Raw genomic sequence first — 20,218 nt, forward strand, 5'->3', positions numbered from 1 at the left:
CCGCAGGCATCCGCGCATCGGTGCGCGCCGGGGCCGTCCGCGCCGGATCCACCGCTTCAACGACGAGAACGACCTCGATCGATTGCTCGACACGCTGGGCTGATGTGACGTTCCCCCAATTACCGCCCATTTGCCCATGTCGTACTCGTCGGTAGATTGCGTTTCTCGCCCCGGGCCGGGTAAGACACCAACATGATTTCGCCTAAAGAGCTATACACACGATGGATAGACGAATTGTGGGCGGGAGAACCCGTTGCGGCTGAGCTGGTCACCGAAGAATTCGTAGGACATTGGCCGGGCCGGGACGTCCGAGGCCCTGCGGACCTGCAGGCGGTCGTCGGGGAGACCCATCAGATGCTCAGCGACCTGAAGTTCGTGATCGAAGTCGAGCCGTTCGTCGACGGCGACATGCTGGCGGCCAGGTGGATCGGAACGGGCGCGGCCCAGGACGGACCGAAGCGGTTCACCGGTAACGACATCCTGCGCATCGAAAACGGCCGCTTCGCGGAGTACTGGACCGGAACCAGCACCGGCTAACCCGCAGCGTCCTGCAGCACCTGCTGCAGCTTGTCCAGCGGATCCCCGGAACCGGGATCCAGCCGCAACGCGTCCCGGGGTGTGTCGGCGTCGGGTGCCACCGGAGCGGGGGCCGGCGCCGCCGGTGGTGGGGGCGGCGCCAGCGGCGGCGGAGGCGGAGGCGCAGCGGTCAGACCGGCCAGTTTGGCCTGCAGCCGCGGTGCCGCGTCGTTGCGTACGGCGCGCCGATCGGGATCGGGGTCGGCGTTTCCTCCGAAGCAGCCGTCGGGTGCGTTCTCGACGAGACCCAGCGCGCTGAGGTACCGGTCGCGCGCCGCGTCGGGCCGGTTCTCCCACGCGTCGATGTCGCCCTGGCGCTCGCGCACGAGTTCCAGGTTGACCAGTACGGGACAAGACCGATCCGGCGCAGTGCGGCTCAGCGCTTCGGAGAAGTGATCGTCGGCGTCGGCGAGGCGGTCGTCGAGGACCGCGAGAGTCCCCGCCGCGAACGGCGCCTTCGCGGGTTCGACGATGTTGAGCAGACCCATCACCGCGACATCGCCGCGCAGTGCATCGGCGTCGCGGTCGGCGAAGTTCGACACCGCGGACTCACCCGCCATGACAGTGGAGATGAGCTTGAGCGCGATCGCCAGCGCCACGATCACGACGGGCGCCGAGAACAGCAGCAACCGGCGGCGCAGCCGCAACCGGGAAGGACGCATCAGACCACCTCGTCCCGCCGAGCCGCGCGACTGGTGCGGAACTCGCGCAGCGTGAGGTAGATCTCGAACAGCAACAGCACCGCGGCCACCATGGTGAAGAACCAGTACAAGTCCGTTCGATCGGAGGCGGTGGCGTCGGCCTGCGCCGACGAGACACCGTCGACATCGGGGGCAGCCTCGGTGACCGCCTGCGAGGTGTCCCGGGCCACGAACGGCACGCCGAGCTGATCGGCGATGGCCCGCAGACGCGACTCGTCGCGGGTCGCCCCGTAACCGAACACCGCACCGCCGTCCACCGACCCGGGCACCGGATCGAACTCGCCCTGCGGGGCCTGCGACCCGGGCGCCCCGGACCCGAAGTAGAACACCAGGTTGTCTGCGTCCGGGCTGCGCTGGCCCGCCGCGATCAACTGGTAACGCAGGACATTCGCGGCCGCGGCCGCGTTCACCTCGGCCCCGGCGGTGTCGGGGGCCACCGCCGCGACCACCGGCTTGAGGCTCCAGTTGTCTTCGGACAGCGGCCATTCCACCGAGGAGCGCCCGGCGAACGTGATGAGTGCAAACCGTGCTTGCGGGTAGTGGTCGATGAGCGCGGCGACGTCGTCGCGAATCTCGGCGATCGCCGATCCGGCGGAGGTGTCGACGATCAGGAACACGTTGGCCGTCGTGTCGCCGTCCGAGCCGGTCGTGACCGATTGCTCGGCGTCACCGCCGATGGCCGGTCTGGCCGCGGCGATCAGCATCAGCACCACGGCGAGCGTCAGCGCCGACCACCGCCACACGGTGGTCCATCGTTGGCCGGCACTGCGCGCGAGCTGGCGCATGGTGATGAGCCGCAGCACGATCGCGGCGACAGCGACCGCGATCAGCAGTACCGGCGGTACGACGGGGGAGAACGTCATCGTCGAAGCACCGCCAGCGACAGGCACAGCAGCGCCGACACCGCGACCGCGATCGCCAGCGGGACGGTCGGGGTGTCACCCCGGAATCCTGCGAGGGTGGCGGCCCGGTCAGCCTCGGGCGGATGCGCTCGGATCCCGTCCAGTTGACCCGCCAGGTCGGGCCCGATCGGTGCGTATCGCCCGCTCGTGGCCGATACGACAGACCGCACCGGACCCGGTGAGGACACCAGCGCGTTGACCTGGATTCCGCGCTCCTGCACCAACTCGGCGACCTGTTGTTCGGTGTAGAGCGACGGGCGGGCCTCGTCAGAGGCGCGAAGTTCACCGGGCCCCAGGTAGATGATCGAACGGCGGCGCTCACCGGGGCGCTCGTGGGAGGGGAAGCCCGCGGCGCACAGCGCGAGGACGTCGGCGACGCTGGTCGCGTAGTCCACGTATGTCACGGGCGCGGCGAACGACGCGAGGCTGTTGCGCTGGGCGGGCGTGAGCGCCGAATCGTCGGGTAGCCCGGCGAGACCAGCTGCCTCCCCGAGTCTTTCGACCGCGAACTGGTAATCGCGGGTCAGCGGGATCACCCGGCGGTTGACCGAGGTCAGCCCGATCCGCTGCGTGCCGAACGTTCCGGTGCGCTGCGCGAAATAGGACAGGAACGCGCCGGTGCTGGGATCGTCGACCGGTTCGGCGACACACAACATGACGTCCTCGGGTACCTCGGACGTCTGGAGTGACCACCACAACCCGCTGGGCCGGGCGCTGGCCAGCACGGCTGCGCCGAACAACAAGACGAGCAGCGCGATCGTGACGACCATCGACACCGTTCGCGCCCGCGCCACCCGCGCGTATTCCGGCAGACGGGTGAGACGGGTGGTGTTCGCCAACGGCCGCAACTGTCGCTGCAACTGCTTGGTCGGCACGAGGACCGCGAGCGCGACAGCGCCTGCCAGACAGGCGAATCCGATGACTGCGATCGGCCACCAGGTCAGGGCCACGAGCGGATCAGCTCCTCGGTCGTCGCGCCGACCTCGTCGACCCGAACCGGTGAGGCCGCATTGAACTGCGCGTCGTCGAGTGCGGCGAGCATCGGCGCGGCGGGCGCCAGCTCACCGGATGCGATGTCGTCGAGCTGCATGTACTGGGTCCGCGTTCCAGTCGCCTGGTGCAGGAAACTGCGCAGAGTGCGGCTCATCGCGGCGCCCGCCTCGGCATCGGTGAGCTCGCCGTCGCGGTGGCCGGCCGCAATGCGTTGCACGCAGCGCGCGAAGCGACGGCGCAGCAGCCGGGCATGCAGGGATCGCACCACGGGAAGACGCCGGAGCTGCTGCGCCGGCAGCGTCCACACGAAAACACCGATGTACCAGGCGATTACCAATAGCACGATCAGCAGGCCGAGCCACAACCACCCCGACGAGTACGGCATCGGCCCACCGACGAACCGCAACAAGTCATCCGGCACGGGCGAACACCTCGGTCAGCGCGACGAGCCGGGTGCGGATCTCACCGCTGCCGCCGATCCTGGTATGCGGGACGGCGCGGGCGGTCATGAACTCGTCGAGTCGCTGCGCCCGCGCCTGCTCGGCCTTGCGGTACGCCGCGACCACCCGCGGACCGAGCGTGGCGGTGTCGAGCACGAACCGGCCGGTCGACACGTCGAATCCGGCCCGGTCGTCCGTGGCGCCGATGGCGGGCATGTCGGAGACCGTCGCCCACAGCACGTCGTGGCGGGCGGTCAGCCGGGTGACGGCGTCGGTCAGCCGGTCGTCGACCTCCGGCTCATCGGAGACCACTACGACCAGCATCGGGTGGCGGTAATGCGTTGCCACGTAATCGAGTTGGCAGACGATGTCACTGCGGCCCGTCCCGAGCGATGCGTGACCGTAGTACCTGTGCAGCAGGCTTTCGATGTGGGTTTCGCCGCGGCGCTGCCGGATGTTGACGCACCCGCGGGTGTCGCCGAACACCATGCCGATCTGGTCGGACCGCCCGAGCGTGATGAGCCCGAATGCACCCAGGATGTTCACGGCCACATCGCGTTTCAACTCCCCGCTCGGGGTGAGGGCCGCCATATTGCGACCGGCGTCCGCGACGAGCAGCAGCTTGTGGTGCTTCTCGGACACGAACCGCTTGATCAGCACATGACCCGAACGCGCCGAGGCCTTCCAGTCGATGTCGCGGACGTCGTCGCCCGGTACGTAGGGCCGCAGATCGTCGAATTCCAGGCTGCGGGTGTGCAGCAACGCGTAGCGACCGCCTTCGAGCATGCCGCGGGTGTCGGTGCCGAAGTGCGTCCTCGCCGTGGTGAGGTGTCTGCCCATACCGGCCCTACGGCACTCGAACCGCTTGCAGCACAGCGTCGATGATCAGCTCGGGGGTGACGTTCGCGCTGGCGGCCTCGAAACCGAGGATGAGCCGGTGCCGCAGCACCCGATGGGCGAGCTTGGCGATGTCGCCGGGGATGACATGCCCGCGGCCGGACAGCAGGGCCAGCGCCCTGGCGGCATTGCAGAACGCGATGGTGGCGCGAGGGCTGGCGCCGTACTCGATCAACCGGGCCAGTTGGCGCGGAAGATACTGCTCGGGTTCACGGGTGACGGTGACCAGTTGGCTGGCGTAGTGCATCAGCGCGCGGTCCATGTGGACGTGGCGCACGACTGCGCGCAGCCGGCGGATGTCGTCGAGGCCGGCGACCGGCCTGCTGCGGTGCTCTTTGTCGTAGAGCCCAGCGTCCATCCGGGACATCATCTCCACCTCTTGCTCGGGGGTGGGGTAGTGCACGACGTCCTTGAGCATGAACCGGTCAGTCTGGGCTTCCGACAGCGGATAGGTGCCTTCCTGGTCGACGGGGTTTTGCGTCGCGATCACCAGGAACGGCTCGGGAATCGGATACTCGGTGCCCGCGATCGTGGTCTGACGCTCCTCCATCGCCTCGAGCATCGCGCTCTGCGTCTTGGCGCTCGACCGGTTGATCTCGTCGAGCAGCACGATGTTGGTGTGCACCGGCCCGAGCTGGGTGACGAACGAATTGGTCGCGGACTCGTAGATCTGGGTGCCGATGATGTCGCTGGGCAGCAGGTCGGGCGTGCACTGGATGCGTCGGAACCCGCCGTCGATGGCTTCGGCGATCACGCGCGCAGCCGTCGTCTTGGCCAGCCCCGGAACGCTCTCGATGAGGATGTGACCGCCCGCGAGCAGGCCGATCAGCAACGACTCGCGCAGGTTCTCCTGGCCGACGACCTTGGCCGAGAATGCGTCAGAGACCGCGGCGACGACGCGTCGCGCTTCGGCGAGATCGCGCTGGTCGAGTTGAGTTCGTGCTGCGGTCATGGATGCCTCTCGTCTCCGGCTGCCGGATGCGGATACCCGGGCCAGGGTATTCACACACCGCTGATCGGGCGAACAGCCGCGACGATCCGCGCGAGGGCTAGGCCAAAAAGCGTTCGACGTACGGGGCGAAGCGGGCCGCCAATTCGTTCGGGTCGAGTCCGAACATCTCCGGCGAGGTCGCCACCCGCCCGAGCCGGCCCCGCTGGTGTCCCGCGAGGTACTCGGCCATGGCGGCGCGGGCGTCCCCGCTCATCGCCTCGTCGGCAAGCGTGTAAATCGCTGCTGCGGTGCCCATTTCGTCGGCCATGAAGTCGTCGAACCTGACGTCGATCGAGCGTTCGGCCCCAATGACGTCGCGATCGCGGATCAATGCGGCCAGCATCAGCTCGAGACGGTCGATCCAGCATGCGGCGATGTCCTCGACCGGAACCGGTGCGCAGTGCATGCGCGCGGAGTAGGTCAGCATCGCGAGCATCGACAGCACGACGGGGACCGGATCGCGGTGGGTCGTGATCACCACCACACCGGGAAAGACCCGGTCGAGCACGGGCAGCTGCTCGAGGTGCTGCGGGGATTTGAGCAGCCACCGTCTGCCCCCGCGCAGGAACTGCAACGCCTTCAACTGCAGCGCCAGGTGCTCGTAGTGGGGCGTCTGGTCATGTGAGAGGTAGTAGTCGCGCCACCGCGGCACATACGCCAACGTCTCGAACAGCATCGAGCTGAAGTCGTTGGCCAGCAGCTGGATCTCCTCGTGCACGTGGTCGGTCGTCATCTCGTGCATGAGCGCGAAGTGCGGCATCACCGCGTTCATGAACTCCACCGCGGCATCCATCCGGGTGCGCCGGGGATCCGGGTCGATACCGGCCTCTGAGGGCAACGGGAACGGTTCGTTGCTCTCGAAGTACGGAAGGGTGCGAAAGGTCGGACCCGCGGCCAGCAGGTTGTGCAGGTGGGTGGTGCCGGTGCGTGGCAGCCCGGCGATGACGACCGGCGGCGCCAGTTCGATGTCGTGGATCTCGGGATGGCTGGCCAGGAGGTCGGTGAGCAGCAGGCGGTTCTTCAGCAACTGGACCAGCTGGGCGTGGAAGTTCACCACTCCGGCGTCGCTCAGTCCCGGAATCTCCTGCAACGCAGCCAGATACACGTCGAGGCGGTCGCGGTAATCGTCGGGGCCGAAGTCGTCGAGCCCGGTCTCCGCGCTGGCCTTTGCGTGCAGGACGTCGGCGTCGAGCGGACACTCGGGCGCCATCGCCGCCATCATGTCGCGAATCGGCTGGATCTCCACGGGGAAGCGCGGCTCGGCGAGGTCGTCGAGGACGACGGGCGGCGCAGGTGAGATGTCGGTCACAGTGAGTTATGTTACTGTCGGTTTCGTAATGACGACGGAAATTGGCCGACCCCGCGACAAGCGCATCGACGACGCGGTGCTCAGCGCGACGGTCGACCTGCTCGGATCCACCGGTTACGCGGACCTCACCGTCGACGCGATCGCCCGTCGCGCGGGCACGAGCAAGCCTGCCATTTACCGCCGCTGGCCGGGAAAGGCCCATCTCGTGCACGAGGCGGTGTTTCCCCTCGGCACGGCGACCGAACTCCCCGACACCGGGTCGCTGGCCGGCGACATCCGCGAGATGCTCAGCCGCACCGTCGGCGTGCTGACCACCCCTGCCGCGCGCGCCGCACTACCGGGCCTGGTCGCGGAGATGGCCGCCGATCCCGCGCTGCACGCCGCGCTGCTGCAGCGCTTCTCGCACGTGCTCTCGCGCGGGCTGACCGAACGGCTCGACGCGGCCGCGGCCCGCGGCGAGGTACGGCCGGAGGTGTCGGCCGCCGACGTCGTCGAGGCCATGGCGGGCATGACGTTTCTGTGCCTGATCACCCGAGCAGATCGACTCGACGACGCGTGGGTGGACCGGACCGCCACTTTCATCACGAGAGGAATCAGCGCATGACGCACGAATCGACGAGCGCGTGGCGAGAACTGCTCGACACCCTCGGCGGCCTGGACCGCAGCTTCCTCGAAGGGGACCGCGCCGTCTCCGACGACCGTCACATTGCCGACGGCTACCGCATGCTGGCCACCACGCTCGGCGTCGCGTTCGACACATATCTCTTCGCCGAGCCGAGCCGGCCCGTGTGGGTCGAACTCAACACCCCGTTCCGTCGCGACCGGCGCTGGGGCGGGGACAACACCGACGCCTTCTACTTCATGTGCCCGGTCGACCCGAAGCGCCGCTACCGCATCAGCGGTAACAGGGGCGACAGCGTCTACTTTTCGGTGACCGCCTACAACGAGCCGTCCCCCGGCGCGTGGTCGGATCGGATCGTCGCGCTGGTCCGCGACGACGACCTCGAGTTTGATGCCGACGGCAACTTCTCCTTCGAATACGGCCCGACCGACGGCGGTGTGGTGCTGGTGACCCGCGACTACCAGGCCGACCCGCTGACGGGGCGCCCAGTGTCCTGGCATATCGAGGCGCTCGACGAGCCCGACCCGATCCGGCACGGCGACGCCGAGACCGCAGCGGCGCTGCGGTCCAGCGCGGCGTGGCTGCGCACGATGTTCGCGATCCTGCCGCTGGCGGTCGGTGTGCGAGTCGACGACGCCCACACGCTCGGTCACGAGATCGCCCAGGCCGCAAACGAATTCGCCGAGCCATACCAGGTGCCCGACGCGAACTTCGGGTGGTCGGCACGCGACGCGTGCTACTCCTACGGCAGCTTCGTGCTCGAAGACGACGAGGCGCTCGTCGTCACCCACCGGCCGCCGGCTTGCCGGTTCTGGAACCTCGTCGTGTGGAACCAGTTCATGGCGGGTGTGACCGACGCCAGGACGTCGATCAACGGTTACAGCGCGGTGCCCAACTCCGACGGTTCAATCACCGCCGTCATCTCCCGCGGTATGACCGCGCACCCGAATTCCATTACCACCGTGGACTATCCGCGCGGCAACCTGGCGTTCCGGTGGTTCCTCGCCGATGCGGTACCCGCCAAGCCGGAGGTGACGCTGGTGAAGGTGACCGACGCCCCGACCGACGTCACCTAGTCAACTTCAGCGCGAGCGTGCGTGTTGGCACACGACACGTCGCGAAATCCCGACATTTCACGCACGCTCGCGCGGCGTGAGATCACCCGAGCGCCAGCGCAAGCGCCACAGCGACCGCCCACACCAGCATCGTCAACCCCGTGTCACGCAGAACCGGGATCAGGTCCTTACCGCCACGGCCTCGACGCACCGGTGCCGCCGCGCGCACCGCGAGCGGCAGGGCCACCAGGGCGACAGCCGCCCACGCCGTCGCAAGCATCAGCGCCAACGTCAACGCGAATGCCACCACCAGCAGCAGCTGATACAGCAGCCGGGTCCGCGCGTCGCCGAGTCGTACGGCCAGCGTGATCTTCCCTGACTCCGTGTCGGTCGGGATGTCGCGCAGGTTGTTGGCCACCAACACCGCCGACGACAGAGACCCCATCGCCACCGCGATCGCGGCGCCCACCCAGTCGATCCGCAGCGCCTGGGTGTACTGGGTGCCCAACACGGCCACCAACCCGAAGAACACGAACACCGCGACCTCGCCGAGTCCGAGATAGCCGTACGGCTTCGACCCGCCGGTGTACAACCACGCCCCGGCGATGCACACCGCGCCGACCGCGATCAGCCACGGGGCGCTCACCACCGCCAGCACCAGACCCGCGATCGCCGCCATGACCAGGCTCACCACCGCGGCGGTCAGCACGGCGCGAGGCGTGGCGACCTTCGAGCCGACCAGCCGCAGCGGCCCCGCGCGGACGTCGTCGGTGCCGCGGATGCCGTCGGAGTAGTCGTTGGCGTAGTTGACCCCGACGATCATCGCGACGGCGACCGCCAATGCGAGCAGCGCCTTCCACCAGCACGCGGCCTGCAGCCACGCCGCGGCACCGGTGCCCGCGATCACGGGTGCGATCGCGTTGGGCAGCGTGCGCGGCCGAGCGCCCTCGACCCATTGCGCGAATGTCGCCACGAGCGCCAGTCTCGCACGGCGGCAGGCCGTGGCAGACTGAGCGCATGGAGGACCGACTCAGCAAGGCGGAGATCCGCAAGGACGCCGTGCAGGAGATCTTCGACTCCGGCGTATCGACCGTCGGCGAGGTGGTGTCGATCGTCACCACCGCGGTCAAGGACGTCGCCAATGCGATCGGCGGTTTCGCGACCGACGCGTTCGAGATCCGTGACACCGTGCGGCGCGCGTCGCAACAGGTCGACGAGACCGACGACCAACCGCCCGCGTAGACGTGCTGGGAGTCATCGGCGGGAGCGGTTTCTACAGCTTCTTCGGGCCCGACGCCCGCAGCGTCACCGTCGACACCCCCTACGGCGCGCCGAGCGCCGCGATCACCATGGGCGCCGTGGGCGCGCACGAGGTGGCGTTCCTGCCGCGCCACGGCGCCGACCACGAGTTCTCCCCGCACACGGTGCCGTACCGGGCCAATATGTGGGCGCTGCGCTCCCTCGGGGTGCGACGCATTTTCGCGCCGTGCGCGGTCGGCAGCCTCACCCCCGCCCTCGGGCCCGGGGCCATGGTGGTGCCCGACCAGCTCGTCGATCGCACCCGCGGGCGCGTCGACACCTACTTCGACTCCGGCGGCATCCACGTCGCGTTCGCCGACCCGTACTGCCCGAGCCTGCGCGCGGCGGCCACCGACCTGCCCGGCGTCGTCGACGGCGGAACCATGGTGGTGGTGCAGGGGCCGCGGTTCTCCACCCGCGCCGAGAGTCGGTGGTTCGCCAACCAGGGCTTCACCCTGGTCAACATGACCGGCTACCCCGAGGCGGTGTTGGCTCGTGAACTCGAGATGTGTTACGCACCAATCGCATTGGTGACTGATCTGGATGCCGGCATCGACAGCGGTACGGCCGTGCGCACTGTCGACGTGTTCGCCGAGTTCCAACGCAACCTGGTGCCGTTCAAGAAGCTCGTGCACGACGCCATCGAAAACACTGCAAACACGGCCGAGGTGAATTCCTGTACGCACTGCCTGGCGCACGAGGGTGTCCGACTGCCGTTCGAACTCCCGTGAGAGTCGTGCTGACCGGCGCGGCCGGATTCATCGGGGCCCGGATCCACGAGGCGCTACGCGACGCGGGACACGACGTGATCGCCGTCGATGCGATGCTCCCCGCCGCCCACGGGCCGGGTGCCGAACCGCCGCCGGACTGCCGGATGGTCGACGTGCGCGACGCGTCCGCGCTGGCGCCGCTGATGAAGGGCGTCGAGGTGGTGTGCCATCAGGCGGCCGTGGTCGGTGCGGGTGTCAACGCCGCCGACGCGCCCTCGTACGGCTCGCACAACGACTACGGGACGACGGTGGTGCTGGCCGAGATGTTCGCGGCGGGCTGCCAACGACTGGTGCTGGCGTCGTCGATGGTGGTCTATGGGCAGGGCCGTTACGACTGCGCCGAGCATGGACCGGTCGACCCCCATCCGCGCACGCGCGCCGACCTCGACGCCGGCGTGTTCGAGCACCGGTGCCCTGTGTGCGGCGAGATCGTCCAGTGGCGACTGGTGGCCGAGGACGCGCCGCTGCGGCCCCGCAGCCTGTACGCCGCCAGCAAAACGGCGCAGGAGCACTACGCGCTCGCGTGGGCGGAGGCCGTCGGCGGCGCGGTTACCGCGCTGCGCTACCACAACGTCTACGGCCCTTACATGCCCCGCGACACCCCGTATTCCGGCGTGGCCGCGATCTTCCGCTCCGAGCTCGAATCCGGCGATGTGCCACGTGTTTTCGAGGACGGTGGGCAGATGCGTGACTTCGTGCACGTCGACGACGTGGCGGCGGCCAACGTCGCGGCTGTGGAATTTGAGCGGGGAGGATTCGACGCGTTCAACGTGTGCTCGGGACGACCGATCTCGATCCTCGAGGTGGCGACCGCACTGTGCGAGACGCGTGGCGACGCTCCGCCGGTGGTCACCGGCCAGTACCGCAGCGGAGACGTCCGCCATATCGTCGCCGACCCGGCGCGCGCCGCCGAGGTGCTCAGGTTCTCCGCGGCGGTGGACCCGCTCGACGGGTTGCGCGAGTTCGCGTTCGCGCCGTTGCGGACCTGATGCACCGCACCGTCCGCGTTGTCGTTATCGTCACGCTCGTGGCGTCCGGTCTGATGGGTCTGCTGTGGTCTCAGCAGCGGCGGTTGGTCTACTTCCCGTCGCCGGGTCCCGTGCCGTCCGCCGCCACGGTGGCGCGCAACGGACAAGACGTGGTGATCGAAACCGACGACGGAATCCGTTTGGACGCATGGTATTTCCCGGTTGAGGGGGACGGTCCCGCCGTGCTGGTACTGCCGGGCAACGGCGGGGACCGGTCGATGCGCGCGCCGCTGGCCGTGGCGCTCAACCGGATGGGCTCCTCGGCGCTGCTGGTGGATTACCGCGGTTTCGGGGGCAATCCGGGCCGCCCGTCGGAGGACGGTCTGGCCGCCGACGCGCGGGCCGCGCAGTCGTGGCTGGCCGCACAGGACGGGGTGAACGAGATCGCCTACTTCGGCGAATCTCTCGGCGCCGCAGTCGCTGTCGGTCTTTCCGTCGAGCGACCGCCGCATGCGTTGATGCTGCGTTCACCGTTCACCTCGCTACCCGACGTCGGGGCGGTGCACTATCCGTGGCTGCCGGTGCGGTGGCTGCTGCTGGATCGCTACCCGTCGCTGGAGCGGATCCCGTCGGTGCGCGCGCCGCTACTGGTGATCGCGGGGGACCGCGACGACGTCGTGCCCGAGCCGATGAGCCGACGGCTTTACGACGCCGCCAACGAGCCGAAGAGCTACGAGCTGGTGCCCGGCGCCGGGCACAACGACCTCGAGCTGCTCGCCGGCAAGCAGATGCTCGACGCGATCCGGCGGCTCCTGTCTCGGGGGTGACCCGGGGTAGCCATACTGGCCGGGTGAAACCAGCGATTTGTGAGCAGTTCGGCATCGACTTCCCGTTGTTCGCGTTCAGCCACTGCCGCGACGTGGTGGCCGCGGTGTCCAGCGCGGGCGGCTTCGGCGTGCTGGGCGGAACGGCGTACACACCCGAGCAGCTCGACCAGGAGCTGTCCTGGATCGACGACCACGTCGGGGGCAAGCCGTACGGCGTCGACCTGATCGTCCCGGCCCGCTACGAGGGCAAGGGCGAGGATCTGACGATGAGCGACCTCGCGGGCCGGATCCCCGACGAATACCGCGGCTTCGTCACCGAGCTGCTGGCCGCACACGACATCGAGGCCGAGGAGGCGCCGCGGTTCGGCAACGCCGCCCTCTCGGGCAACACGGGCAAAGACCTGCTGGACGTGGCGATGAACCACCCCATCCGGTTGATCGCCAACGCGCTGGGCGTCCCGCCTGACTACATGATCAAGGCCGGCAAGGAGAACGGCGTGCCGGTGGCCGCGCTGGTCGGTGCCAAGGAGCACGCCGTCAAGCAGGCGCATGCCGGCGTCGATGTGATCGTCGCACAGGGCACCGAGGCCGGCGGGCACTGCGGTGAGGTGACGACGCTGGTGCTGGTGCCCGAGGTGTTGGAGGCGCTGGCGGCGATCGGCAGCGACATCCCGGTGCTCGCCGCGGGGGGAATCGTCACGGGCAGGCAGATGGCCGCGACGGTGGCGATGGGCGCGGCCGGCGCCTGGACCGGTTCGGTCTGGCTGACGACCGAAGAGGCCGAGACCGCGCCCTACACCAAGGAGAAGTTCCTCGCCGCCTCGTCACGCGACACCGTCCGTTCGGCGGGCAGGACAGGAAAGCCTGCGCGCCAACTGGTTTCGGATTGGACCCAGGCGTGGTTGCCGAACGAAGGCGGCCAGAAGCCGCTGCCGCTTCCTCTGCAGTCGATGCTCGCCGAGCCCGTCGTGCGTCGCATCGATGTGCTGGCCGCGCAGGGGCATCCCGGCGCCCAGGCGCTGGCGACGTACTTCGTCGGACAGGGTGTCGGGCTGATGAACAAGGTCAAACCGGCGCGCGAGGTGGTGCGTGAGTTCATCGAGGACTACGTCGCCGCGACCGAACGGCTGAGCAACTCGCTACCCGACTAGTGGGGTGATTTCGGTGCGCTACGTATCGCAGAGCGATCGATAATGCACCGAAATCACCGAGCATCGAAGGTGATCCGCACCGAGATCGGGTCGCTTTCCATAGCCCGCATCGTCAACGCGGTTGCCGACTGGCCGAGCCTGCCCGCGCCGCCGAAGGTGCGGGCGCGGGCGCGCACGTCGTCGTCGGGCTCGAACGTCGCGGTGCCCGTGCGCCATTCGCCGTTGATGCGGACGCGCACCCTGGGGTTCGACGCGATGTTGTAGGCCCAGCCCGCGCGGCGACCGTGTTGCGAGATCACCCATACGCCGGTGTCGTCGGAGCGGCCGGCCAGCGGTACGAGCCGCGGCTGCCCGCTCTTGCGTCCGATCGTCTCGAGGTCGACCACAAGCGACGACCGGATACCCACGCGGTCGAGCGCGGCGACCACGGGGTTCATCAGGACGCGTCCCAGCTGCCGCTCGAACTTGAACTTGCGCACCGCCTTGTCGGCACTTCGTGTAGTCATCGCGAACCTCCTCGGGGGATGAGGTCAACGACTTTACTTGAGTGATCACTCAAGAACAAGGCCCCAAGCGGTCGAGCGAGAAGCCACGGTCGTCGAACGCGCCGCTCAACGACCAGCGACGGTGTAAATCAGTCCGTCGCCAGCGGCAGCCGCACCTCGAAGCGTGCGCCCGTGCCCAGGTTGCGGGCGGAAAACGTCCCGCGATGGGCCTGCACCAGGCCCGCGGCGATCGCGAGCCCCAGCCCCGACCCACTGGGCAGCGACGAATCGGCACGCGGCACGCGATCGTTGGACCCGCGATAGGCGACGTCGAAAACCCGCGGGAGGTCGGCCTCGTCGATGCCGACGCCGGTGTCGTCGACGCGCGCCCACGCACCGTTCTCGTCCGAGCCCAGCGACAGCGACACCCGGCCCCCCTCCGGGGTGTGGGCGATCGCATTGGCCACCAAGTTGGACAGCACACGCACCAACGCGCGGTCGCTGCCCAGCACCCGCACCGGCGCCTCCGGCAGTTCGGCCGTCAACGCCACTCCCGCGCGCTCGGCGGTGATCCGGTGTGCGGTGAGCACATCGTCGACCACCTCGTCGAGCGCCACCTTGTCGAACACCGGTTGGACCGCACCCGCGTTGATTTTCGACATCTCGAACAGGTCGTCGACCATCTCGGAGAGCCGAACCGACTCTTGCTCAATGGTTTTGGCGTGTACACGGACCTCGGCGTCGGGCACCACGCCGTCGGCGATCGCCTCGGACACCGCCCGTATCCCGGCCAGCGGGGTCCGCAGATCGTGGCTGACGAACGCGACCAGCCTGCGGCGCGACTGCTCGGCGGCCCGTTCGGACTCGCGGATCTCCTGCTCCCACACGGTGCGACGGGCCTGATAGCGCGCGAGCATCACCGCGGCGGGGATCGTCACCACCGAGACGATCACCAGGACGATCGCGGTCTTCTCGAAGGTTTCGGTGATCATGAAGCGGCTTGCGCCGAGCACACCGGTGAACGTCGCCAACACCGGGATGAGCACCAGCGCCACCATGCTCACCGCCAGCGACCACGACCGGGCCAGGCGAATGACCAGTGCGCCCGCGAGCACCACGGGAACCGAACATGCCAGCGCCAACCCGATGATGTCCCAGAGGTCGGACGGCACTAGGCGCTCTGCCCTTCCGGCGAGCGGGCCTCGCTGCTCCACAGATAGCCTCGGCCCCACACCGTATGCACCCTGTGGTGCTCACCGAGCTTCGACCGCAACCGCTTGACGTGCACGGTCACCGTCGACAGGTCGCCGAAATCCCAGTGCCACACCTGTTTCAACAGTTCCTCGCGGCTGAACACGACGTCGGTGTGGGTGAGGAAGAACAGCAGCAGGTCGAACTCGCGGTTGGTCAGTGACACCGGCTGCCCGGCGACGGTCACGGTGCGCGCGGCCGTCGACACGGTCAGGCCGCCGACCGCGATGTCCAACGCCCGCCGGCCCGTCGGTGCGGGCGCGCGCCGCAGCACCGAGCGCACCCGCAGCGCCAGTTCGCGCGGGCTGAACGGTTTGGTCAGGTAGTCGTCGGCGCCGGCCTCCAGGCCCGCGATGCGGTCGTCCTCCTCGCCGAGCGCGGTCAGCAGGATCACCGGCATCGTGTATCCGCCGCGCTGGCGCAAGTTGCGGCACAGCGTCAGCCCGTCCGGGCCCGGCATCATCACGTCAAGCACCGCGACATCGATGTGCTGGGAGCCGAGCAGCCGCAGGGCCTCGGCTCCGTCGTGGGCGATTGCGACGTCGAGCCCGTCGCGCTCGAGGTAGCGACGCACGACATCACGCACGACGCTGTCGTCGTCGGCGATCAATACCCGCGTCACAGTTTCCGAGAGTAGTCCCGTGCGGCGACTACCTGCGCCGATGTCACGGATCCGTCATTGATCCACTGGTCGGCGCGGTCAGGGGCTGGTTAGCCTCGAACCCATGCCCGACTGTTCGGTGACCGTGGTGCTGCCGTGTCTCAACGAGGCGCAGTCGCTGCCGGGCGTGCTTGCGGCAATCCCGGACGGATATCGGCCGCTGGTGGTCGACAACAACAGCACCGATGCGACCGCGGACGTCGCCCGGGAGCATGGAGCGCAGGTGGTACCTGAGAAGCGGCCCGGTTACGGCGCCGCAGTGCACGCCGGGGTGGTAGCGGCGACGACGCCCATCGTGGCGGTGTTGGACGCCGACGGTTCGCTGGATCCCCGTGACCTGCCCGCTCTGGTCGACGACCTCCACCACGGGGCCGACATGGCGATCGGGCGGCGCCGGCCGGTGCCGGGGCTGAAGTGGCCGTGGCATGCCCGCCTCGGCACCGCGGCGGTGTGCTGGCGGCTACGGCAGCGCCACGGCCTGGCGGTACACGACATCGCCCCGATGCGGGTCACCCGCCGCGACGCCCTGCTCGCTCTCGGCGTCAGCGACCGCCGCTCCGGGTACCCCCTCGAAATGCTGGTTCGGGCGGCGGCCGCCGGGTGGCGCGTCGTCGAGCGCGATGTCGACTACCGCGCGCGCACCGGCGGCAAGTCCAAGGTCAGCGGATCGGTGCGCGGCAGCGCTGTGGCCGCCTTCGACTTCTGGCGTGTGATCTCGTGACGGTGCTGGCGGTGACGGTGTTGGTGGTGGCGAAGGCGCCGGTGGCGGGGCTGGCGAAGACCCGGCTCGCGGCGACGATCGGCGACGCCGCCGCGGCCGACCTCGCCGCCGCCGCGCTGCTCGACACCCTCGATGCCGTCACCGCCGCGCCGGTCGGACGCAGGGTCGTCGCGATGACCGGCGATCTCAGGCAGGCGAGCCGAGGTGACGAAATAGCCTGCAGTTTAGCGGGATTCACGGTGATACCTCAACGTGGCGCGGACTTCGCCCAGCGACTGGCCAACGCGCACGCGGACGCTTTTGCCGGCGACCCGGTACTGCAGATCGGCATGGACACCCCACAGGTCACCGCCGGGCTACTCGCCGAATGCGGCCAAGCGCTGATCGGAAGCGACGCGGTCCTGGGACCCGCTACCGACGGCGGGTGGTGGGTGTTGGGTGTCTCGCACCCGTCCATGGCCGAATGCCTGCAGAGCGTGCCGATGTCGCGGTCCGACACCGGCGCTTTGACTCTGGAGGCGTTGCGCGGCAATGGCATAGACGTCGGTCTGCTCGACGAGCTCGCCGATTTCGACACCATCGCCGACATCGACGCGGTGCGCCGGCGATGCGCGCCGGACAGCCGGTTCGTTCTGGCCGCCGAGTCGGTGCTCGCCTGATGCTGGGCAACCTCTACGACTGCGCGCTCGACGGTGAGCAGTGCTGGATCCGAAGCGACGACGGTGAGGTACGTGCCCTTCCCGTGCATCGTTGGATCGGAGGCGTGCACGCCGATTGCCGCTTCGACCGCGCCGTCGTCGGGCTGTGCGAAGGGCCGACGATCGACTTGGGCTGCGGCCCAGGACGATTGGTGATAGAGCTGATCCGCCGGGGCATACCTGCGCTCGGTGTCGACCAGTCCGCGACCGCGGTCGGGCTCGCGCGACGCAACGGCGCGCCCGTCCTGCGCCGCGACGTGTTCGGGCAGCTGCCCGCGACCGGGCGGTGGCAGACCGTGCTGCTGGCCGACGGCAACGTGGGCCTCGGCGGCGACCCGTTCCGGATGCTGCACAGGGCAGCGGAGTTGTTGCGCCGAGGCGGTCGATGCATCGCCGAGTTCGAGGCTCTGACACAGGGTGTGCGCAACCGCTGGGTCCGGCTCGAGTCGTCGCGTGTCGTCGGCCCGTGGTTTCCGTGGGCGTCGGTGGGCATCGACTGCGCCGCCGAGGTCGCCGAGACCGCGGGCCTGGCGTTAACCCGCGTCCATCCGATCGGCAAGCGGGTGGTCGCCAGCCTGACGCTGGCTTAGTTCCTGGCCGTCGCCAGCCGTACGGCATAGACGACGGCGCCGACCCCGAACATCGTGGACGTTCAAGAGCGACCAGCCGGGCTACGCCAGCGGATAACCCGCTGCACCCGGGCGGCGCCGGGTTGCACGGTTCCAGGGTCCCGGCAATGTCCTACGGATGTGCGTGGCGACCAGCGTCCGTTACCAATTCGTCAGAATGAAGTGGTTGAGCAGCAGGGCGCCCACCACGTTGACGCCGAGCCACCAGCGGTGTGACCGCGGCGGTAGCAGTGCGCCGGCGGCGGTCAGCCAGACGGTGAACGGCAGCCAGATGCGTTCGGTCTCGGCCTTGCTCAGCATCGACAGGTCGGCGAACAGGATCGCCAGCAGCGCGCCGAGAAGAAGCATGGGCAGGCCGGGCCGACGCCGGATCGCCGCGATGTCGAACACCCTGCCGAGACCGGCCACACTGCCGAGGCCGATCGCGCACACGACGGAGGCGAAGTTCGCCCACCCCCAGTACTGGAACGGCCGGTCGTTGGCGATGCCCTGCCAATAGCGTTCCTGCACCAGCTGATAGCCGTCGAACCACCAGAACCCCATCACCGCGAAGGCCGCCACCACGGCGAGGACGACCCCGACCGCCGGAACCGCGGCACGGGCCGCGGCCCGCCAGTCGGTCGCGCACATCAGCACCGCGAGCGCGGGTAAGGCCATCAGAACCAGGCCGTAGTTGAGGAACACGCCCCAGCCCAGCAGCAGACCGGCTCCTGCCGCAGCGAGGACGGGCCATCTCGCGGTGCCCCCGACGGCGATCGCCAGCAGCGCGATACCCCACGCCGCGACTCCCGCGAAGTAGCCGTCGGCCGACACCGCGATCCAGATCGCTGTGGGCGCAACGGCGACGAACGGGGCAGCCAGCCGCGCGGTCGCTTCCCCCGACAGTGCGCGCACCGCGACGAGGATGGCGGCTGCGGCGCTGGACCCCACCAGCAGGCACAGCAGGCCGGCCCACGCGCCGCCACCGAGGCCGATGCGGTCAAGCCAGACGAAGCTGAGCAGCGCCCCAGGGGGATGGCCCGACACATGGGTGATCCACGAATCCGGTTGGTAATCAAGGATTCTGTCGGAGAATGTGCGCAGCGCATGGGGTATGTCAGTGACGGTGGGAACCTGACGCAGATACTCGTGGCGAGCGACCAGCCTGCCGGCGAAACCACGCTGCCAACCGTCGATCATGGCCAGCGAGAACGCCCATCCGCACGCCGTCACCCATGTCGCCCACGGCAACGCACGCCACGACATCCGTTGCGCGGCCTTCGGCCCCCACCACACCACCGCGGCGCCGATCACGACCGCGGGGACCGTGCCCCACCCGACGTGTGCGTTCCACCATCCGAAGATCGGCGCGGTGTCGGCGAACTGGCGTAGGCGCCCTGGCGTCGCGTTGATCAGTGGCGTGACGATCCCCAGGTCGAGATGCGGCACCACGAACGCGGCGACCACCAGCAACACACCGACGGCGACCGCCACGATTTCCTTGCGACTGGTCGGCATTCCATCACCCTATTCGCCGAGCCGCACCCAGATCTGAGTGATTTCGGTGTAGTTTCGTCGCATTCACCGCGACGGACTACACCGAAATCAGTACAGCCGGGTGCGGGTGTTGGCCTCGCTGTAGTACTCGTCGAGTTTGGCCTGGGTCCATTCGGGCCGGATCGCCTTGAGTAGCTGCGCGACGCTCGGCAGCGCCGATGGGTTCCACGTCGACGGGTCCCAGGTCTCCGAACGCAGAAAAGCCTTGGCGCAGTGGAAGAACACCTCTTCGACCGCAACCTCCAACGCAAGGATCGGACGCTTGCCCTTGACCGCGAGCGCGTCGAAATAATCGGCGTCCGAGACGATTGTGGCGGTGCCGTTGATGCGCAGGGTGTCGCCACGGCCGGGGATCAGGAACACCGTGCCCACATGCGGATTCTGCAGGACGTTGAGATAGCCGTCGACACGTTTGTTGCCCGGCCGCTCGGGGATCGCGATCGCGGTGTCGTCAATGACGTGCACGAAGCCGGGCGGATCGCCCTTGGGTGACACGTCGACTCGACCGCGCGCATCCGTCGTCGCGACGAAACCGAGCGGCGAGTGGGCAAGCCAGTCGCGCTGTACCGGCGACAGGCGGTCCTTGACCTTGTTGGCGACGTAGTGGTCCGGTCGCCCGACGACGGCTCGCAACTCGTCGACCGTGTTGACTTCGCGACGCATGGGTCCATCATGCTCGACCGCGCAATGGGTTAACCCCGTCGGTCGCCGGGTAGCCGAACGGGCGGAGGTGAGT

At 68.8% G+C, this 20,218-nt stretch carries 24 protein-coding genes; 11 read left to right on the top strand and 13 right to left on the bottom strand.

The window, feature by feature from the left end:
• Nucleotides 1-192 precede the first annotated feature (192 nt).
• Entirely contained in the window at nucleotides 193-537 is a 345-nt protein-coding gene (locus tag CEX87_RS14425) for an ester cyclase (RefSeq protein WP_064419904.1), read from the top strand.
• Here the strand turns inward: CEX87_RS14425 and CEX87_RS14430 are convergent.
• The 7 genes from CEX87_RS14430 to CEX87_RS14460 all read right to left on the bottom strand — a co-directional run bounded on the left by CEX87_RS14430 (nucleotide 534) and on the right by CEX87_RS14460 (nucleotide 6,722).
• Nucleotides 534-1,238 (bottom strand): hypothetical protein, encoded by a 705-nt coding sequence (locus CEX87_RS14430; RefSeq protein WP_198957228.1) that lies wholly within the window; start codon nucleotides 1,236-1,238, stop codon nucleotides 534-536. The two genes, CEX87_RS14425 and CEX87_RS14430, sit on opposite strands and share 4 nt — an antisense overlap.
• On the bottom strand, nucleotides 1,238-2,140 hold the full coding sequence (locus tag CEX87_RS14435) for a vWA domain-containing protein (protein ID WP_064427091.1): 903 nt from the start codon (nucleotides 2,138-2,140) through the stop codon (nucleotides 1,238-1,240). The genes CEX87_RS14430 and CEX87_RS14435 overlap by 1 nt, the downstream gene beginning before the upstream one ends.
• Nucleotides 2,137-3,129, bottom strand: a complete 993-nt coding sequence (locus CEX87_RS14440; protein WP_094287835.1) for a hypothetical protein — start codon at nucleotides 3,127-3,129, stop codon at nucleotides 2,137-2,139. The genes CEX87_RS14435 and CEX87_RS14440 overlap by 4 nt, the downstream gene beginning before the upstream one ends.
• Complete coding sequence (locus CEX87_RS14445; protein WP_094287837.1) at nucleotides 3,120-3,593, bottom strand: hypothetical protein; 474 nt, start codon at nucleotides 3,591-3,593, stop codon at nucleotides 3,120-3,122. The genes CEX87_RS14440 and CEX87_RS14445 overlap by 10 nt, the downstream gene beginning before the upstream one ends.
• Entirely contained in the window at nucleotides 3,583-4,452 is an 870-nt protein-coding gene (locus CEX87_RS14450) for a DUF58 domain-containing protein (protein ID WP_066810729.1), read from the bottom strand. Before CEX87_RS14450 ends, CEX87_RS14445 begins: the two co-directional genes overlap by 11 nt.
• 7 nt (nucleotides 4,453-4,459) lie before the next feature.
• Nucleotides 4,460-5,461 carry an AAA family ATPase gene (locus tag CEX87_RS14455; protein WP_064425323.1) on the bottom strand — a complete coding sequence of 334 codons (1,002 nt, stop codon included), beginning with the start codon at nucleotides 5,459-5,461 and terminating at the stop codon, nucleotides 4,460-4,462.
• Between the two features lie 97 nt (nucleotides 5,462-5,558).
• Entirely contained in the window at nucleotides 5,559-6,722 is a 1,164-nt protein-coding gene (locus tag CEX87_RS14460) for a sulfotransferase family protein (protein ID WP_094287865.1), read from the bottom strand.
• A gap of 115 nt (nucleotides 6,723-6,837) precedes the next feature.
• Here CEX87_RS14460 and CEX87_RS14465 point away from each other — a divergent pair, with 115 nt between their 5' ends.
• Complete coding sequence (locus CEX87_RS14465; RefSeq protein WP_064419898.1) at nucleotides 6,838-7,413, top strand: TetR/AcrR family transcriptional regulator; 576 nt, start codon at nucleotides 6,838-6,840, stop codon at nucleotides 7,411-7,413.
• Entirely contained in the window at nucleotides 7,410-8,507 is a 1,098-nt protein-coding gene (locus CEX87_RS14470) for a DUF1214 domain-containing protein (protein ID WP_064427087.1), read from the top strand. Before CEX87_RS14465 ends, CEX87_RS14470 begins: the two co-directional genes overlap by 4 nt.
• Nucleotides 8,508-8,589: 82 nt before the next feature.
• Here CEX87_RS14470 and CEX87_RS14475 read toward each other — a convergent pair whose 3' ends face one another.
• Nucleotides 8,590-9,459 carry a 1,4-dihydroxy-2-naphthoate polyprenyltransferase gene (locus tag CEX87_RS14475; protein ID WP_064427086.1) on the bottom strand — a complete coding sequence of 290 codons (870 nt, stop codon included), beginning with the start codon at nucleotides 9,457-9,459 and terminating at the stop codon, nucleotides 8,590-8,592.
• Between the two features lie 44 nt (nucleotides 9,460-9,503).
• On the opposite strand from CEX87_RS14475, the gene CEX87_RS14480 reads away from it, so the two are divergent.
• From CEX87_RS14480 to CEX87_RS14500, 5 genes are read left to right on the top strand one after another with little or no spacing between them, the layout of a single operon-like run.
• Nucleotides 9,504-9,728 carry a hypothetical protein gene (locus CEX87_RS14480; protein WP_064399655.1) on the top strand — a complete coding sequence of 75 codons (225 nt, stop codon included), beginning with the start codon at nucleotides 9,504-9,506 and terminating at the stop codon, nucleotides 9,726-9,728.
• A gap of 2 nt (nucleotides 9,729-9,730) precedes the next feature.
• Nucleotides 9,731-10,516 (top strand): S-methyl-5'-thioadenosine phosphorylase, encoded by a 786-nt coding sequence (locus tag CEX87_RS14485; RefSeq protein ID WP_094287839.1) that lies wholly within the window; start codon nucleotides 9,731-9,733, stop codon nucleotides 10,514-10,516.
• Nucleotides 10,513-11,544, top strand: a complete 1,032-nt coding sequence (locus CEX87_RS14490) for an NAD-dependent epimerase/dehydratase family protein (protein WP_064399653.1) — start codon at nucleotides 10,513-10,515, stop codon at nucleotides 11,542-11,544. The genes CEX87_RS14485 and CEX87_RS14490 overlap by 4 nt, the downstream gene beginning before the upstream one ends.
• On the top strand, nucleotides 11,544-12,350 hold the full coding sequence (locus CEX87_RS14495) for an alpha/beta hydrolase (RefSeq protein WP_094287841.1): 807 nt from the start codon (nucleotides 11,544-11,546) through the stop codon (nucleotides 12,348-12,350). The genes CEX87_RS14490 and CEX87_RS14495 overlap by 1 nt, the downstream gene beginning before the upstream one ends.
• 23 nt (nucleotides 12,351-12,373) lie before the next feature.
• Nucleotides 12,374-13,501, top strand: a complete 1,128-nt coding sequence (locus CEX87_RS14500) for an NAD(P)H-dependent flavin oxidoreductase (RefSeq protein WP_066810725.1) — start codon at nucleotides 12,374-12,376, stop codon at nucleotides 13,499-13,501.
• A gap of 53 nt (nucleotides 13,502-13,554) precedes the next feature.
• Here CEX87_RS14500 and CEX87_RS14505 read toward each other — a convergent pair whose 3' ends face one another.
• The 3 genes from CEX87_RS14505 to CEX87_RS14515 all read right to left on the bottom strand — a co-directional run bounded on the left by CEX87_RS14505 (nucleotide 13,555) and on the right by CEX87_RS14515 (nucleotide 15,859).
• Nucleotides 13,555-14,007, bottom strand: coding sequence for a nitroreductase family deazaflavin-dependent oxidoreductase (locus tag CEX87_RS14505; RefSeq protein ID WP_068200573.1), 453 nt, complete (start codon nucleotides 14,005-14,007; stop codon nucleotides 13,555-13,557).
• A 128-nt stretch (nucleotides 14,008-14,135) separates the two neighbouring features.
• A complete protein-coding gene (locus CEX87_RS14510) occupies nucleotides 14,136-15,158 on the bottom strand; it encodes a sensor histidine kinase (protein WP_064399649.1) in 1,023 nt (340 codons plus the stop codon).
• Nucleotides 15,158-15,859: a response regulator transcription factor gene (locus CEX87_RS14515; protein WP_064419889.1), complete on the bottom strand. Its 702-nt coding sequence runs from the start codon at nucleotides 15,857-15,859 to the stop codon at nucleotides 15,158-15,160. Before CEX87_RS14515 ends, CEX87_RS14510 begins: the two co-directional genes overlap by 1 nt.
• A gap of 103 nt (nucleotides 15,860-15,962) precedes the next feature.
• On the opposite strand from CEX87_RS14515, the gene CEX87_RS14520 reads away from it, so the two are divergent.
• The 3 genes from CEX87_RS14520 to CEX87_RS14530 are packed head-to-tail and all read left to right on the top strand — an operon-like array spanning nucleotide 15,963 to nucleotide 17,907.
• A complete protein-coding gene (locus CEX87_RS14520; protein WP_064419888.1) occupies nucleotides 15,963-16,619 on the top strand; it encodes a glycosyltransferase family 2 protein in 657 nt (218 codons plus the stop codon).
• A complete protein-coding gene (locus tag CEX87_RS14525) occupies nucleotides 16,616-17,278 on the top strand; it encodes a TIGR04282 family arsenosugar biosynthesis glycosyltransferase (RefSeq protein ID WP_068200575.1) in 663 nt (220 codons plus the stop codon). The genes CEX87_RS14520 and CEX87_RS14525 overlap by 4 nt, the downstream gene beginning before the upstream one ends.
• Nucleotides 17,278-17,907, top strand: a complete 630-nt coding sequence (locus CEX87_RS14530; protein ID WP_064419886.1) for a methyltransferase domain-containing protein — start codon at nucleotides 17,278-17,280, stop codon at nucleotides 17,905-17,907. Before CEX87_RS14525 ends, CEX87_RS14530 begins: the two co-directional genes overlap by 1 nt.
• Nucleotides 17,908-18,087: 180 nt before the next feature.
• Here CEX87_RS14530 and CEX87_RS14535 read toward each other — a convergent pair whose 3' ends face one another.
• Both CEX87_RS14535 and CEX87_RS14540 read right to left on the bottom strand, forming a co-directional pair.
• A complete protein-coding gene (locus CEX87_RS14535) occupies nucleotides 18,088-19,443 on the bottom strand; it encodes a hypothetical protein (RefSeq protein WP_068200577.1) in 1,356 nt (451 codons plus the stop codon).
• 87 nt (nucleotides 19,444-19,530) lie between these two features.
• On the bottom strand, nucleotides 19,531-20,145 hold the full coding sequence (locus CEX87_RS14540) for a pyridoxamine 5'-phosphate oxidase family protein (protein WP_064425321.1): 615 nt from the start codon (nucleotides 20,143-20,145) through the stop codon (nucleotides 19,531-19,533).
• Between the last annotated feature and the right edge of the window lie 73 nt (nucleotides 20,146-20,218).

The organism is Mycobacterium lehmannii, assembly GCF_002245535.1.
Classification (GTDB): domain Bacteria; phylum Actinomycetota; class Actinomycetes; order Mycobacteriales; family Mycobacteriaceae; genus Mycobacterium; species Mycobacterium lehmannii.

Bases quoted from the DNA above. Each gene is read 5' to 3' on its own strand.
- CEX87_RS14455 (WP_064425323.1), bottom strand. From the start codon at position 5,461: ATGACCGCAGCACGAACTCAACTCGACCAGCGCGATCTCGCCGAAGCG.
- CEX87_RS14495 (WP_094287841.1), top strand. From the start codon at position 11,544: ATGCACCGCACCGTCCGCGTTGTCGTTATCGTCACGCTCGTGGCGTCC.
- CEX87_RS14450 (WP_066810729.1), bottom strand. From the start codon at position 4,452: ATGGGCAGACACCTCACCACGGCGAGGACGCACTTCGGCACCGACACC.
- CEX87_RS14465 (WP_064419898.1), top strand. From the start codon at position 6,838: ATGACGACGGAAATTGGCCGACCCCGCGACAAGCGCATCGACGACGCG.
- CEX87_RS14530 (WP_064419886.1), top strand. From the start codon at position 17,278: ATGCTGGGCAACCTCTACGACTGCGCGCTCGACGGTGAGCAGTGCTGG.
- CEX87_RS14435 (WP_064427091.1), bottom strand. From the start codon at position 2,140: ATGACGTTCTCCCCCGTCGTACCGCCGGTACTGCTGATCGCGGTCGCT.
- CEX87_RS14520 (WP_064419888.1), top strand. From the start codon at position 15,963: ATGCCCGACTGTTCGGTGACCGTGGTGCTGCCGTGTCTCAACGAGGCG.
- CEX87_RS14460 (WP_094287865.1), bottom strand. From the start codon at position 6,722: ATGATGGCGGCGATGGCGCCCGAGTGTCCGCTCGACGCCGACGTCCTG.
- CEX87_RS14430 (WP_198957228.1), bottom strand. From the start codon at position 1,238: ATGCGTCCTTCCCGGTTGCGGCTGCGCCGCCGGTTGCTGCTGTTCTCG.
- CEX87_RS14535 (WP_068200577.1), bottom strand. From the start codon at position 19,443: ATGCCGACCAGTCGCAAGGAAATCGTGGCGGTCGCCGTCGGTGTGTTG.
- CEX87_RS14540 (WP_064425321.1), bottom strand. From the start codon at position 20,145: ATGCGTCGCGAAGTCAACACGGTCGACGAGTTGCGAGCCGTCGTCGGG.
- CEX87_RS14505 (WP_068200573.1), bottom strand. From the start codon at position 14,007: ATGACTACACGAAGTGCCGACAAGGCGGTGCGCAAGTTCAAGTTCGAG.
- CEX87_RS14425 (WP_064419904.1), top strand. From the start codon at position 193: ATGATTTCGCCTAAAGAGCTATACACACGATGGATAGACGAATTGTGG.
- CEX87_RS14470 (WP_064427087.1), top strand. From the start codon at position 7,410: ATGACGCACGAATCGACGAGCGCGTGGCGAGAACTGCTCGACACCCTC.
- CEX87_RS14480 (WP_064399655.1), top strand. From the start codon at position 9,504: ATGGAGGACCGACTCAGCAAGGCGGAGATCCGCAAGGACGCCGTGCAG.